A 1,635-nucleotide genomic window follows, 5' to 3' on the forward strand; every position below is an offset into this window, starting at 1 on the left:
TTTGAAAAACCATTCCTGGATTGGGGTCAGCGCAACAGCACCACTCACTTCACTTTGATCGCTAACCTGGGTGGTCAGCTCCATTAACCCTGCCAGCTCTCCCAGTACCGGTGTGCTTAACAGATGCTCTACTTTAAGTCTGTAACCCTGTTGTTTTAATCGGGCTACCACCTGAATTGACTTGATGGAATCTCCACCAAGATTGTAAAAACTATCCTTGATACCGATGCCTTCTTTTTTCAATACCGCTGACCATACCGAAACCAAAACCTTTTCCTGTTCTGTTACCGGTGCTGCATATTCAACACCACTCGATAATCCCATAGCTTCAGGGTTCGGTAATGCTTTTTTATCTATTTTACCATTGGCCGTTAATGGGATGGCTTCGAGTTGAACAAAGTACGCCGGAAGCATATATTCCGGCAACGACTGTTTTAAATAAGCTCTTAAATCGCTTGTGTTTTGCTCGACATTAGAAACGATATACGCCACGAGTTCTTTCTCTCCCGACTCGTTCTCTCTGGCTACAACTACTCCTTGATTTACAGCTTCATGTTTTACTAAAGCATGCTCTATCTCTCCAAGTTCTATTCGGTACCCCCTAATCTTTACCTGATCGTCTTTTCTCCCTATGAACTCAATGTTCCCATCAGGTAGCCAACGACCCAAATCGCCTGTTTTGTACAGACGCTCTCCCGCTTTAAAAGGATTTGCTACAAACTTCTCCTTGGTTAACGCTTCCTGGTTTAAATAACCTTGAGCAACCGATTGACCTGAAATCACAATTTCACCCGTAACATTGACCGCAACCAATTTTTGATGCTCGTCTAAAATATAGACAATCGTGTTTCCAAGCGGTCTGCCTATAATATTGGCTTCAAATGAGCTTACATCTTTATTTACGATTGCATCTATCGTAATTTCAGTAGGCCCATAATGGTTATTTAATTTAACGTCTGGCAGGAGTTCTTTTATGCTTTTAACTAAATTCGCATTAAGTGACTCTCCTCCCATAGCTATCGTCCTTAAGAACTTATTCAATTCCTTAGCTGTCTCTTGTGTTAACTCTGATACGAATTGAGCAAAATACGTGGGTGTTCCTTGCAAAATCGTGACTTTGCGATCTATTATCGTTCTAATTGCTGCCTGTGCATTATTAACAATATTCCCTGCCGAAGCAACAGTTGTTCCTCCTGCGATTAACACCAGAAATATTTCTAATAGAGAAACATCAAAAACATAATTAGTTAGACAATAACTAATGCTTTCATTATCTATTGATAATAGGGTTTTCTCTTCAATTAATTTATTCGTCAAGTTTTGATGACTCACCATTACTCCTTTTGGATTCCCTGTCGAACCTGAGGTGTAGATCACATAAGCCAAATGATCGCTTTTAGCCATGCGAGTCTCTACATCTTTAGCATAACGTTCCTGGTTTTCTTTGAACCTGCTTAACTCTTGCTCATCCAGACAAACCTTACACTGTGTATCTTCTTTAATATAGTCTATTCTTTCCTGAGGGTATTGCGGATCAATAGGAACATAAGCTCCTCCTGATTTTAACACACCCAGTATCGACACAATCATCCACTCGCTTCGCTCCAATTGTATCCCTATCAGATCATCCGGCTG

Annotated in this window: 1 protein-coding gene; it reads right to left on the bottom strand. The window is 40.7% G+C overall.

The window, feature by feature from the left end:
• On the bottom strand, nt 1-1,635 hold a 1,635-nt coding region (locus JO950_RS21775), incomplete at both ends, for an amino acid adenylation domain-containing protein (protein WP_202704522.1).

Source organism: Flavobacterium sp. UGB4466 (assembly GCF_903469665.1).
Classification (GTDB): Bacteria; Bacteroidota; Bacteroidia; order Flavobacteriales; family Flavobacteriaceae; genus Flavobacterium; species Flavobacterium lipolyticum.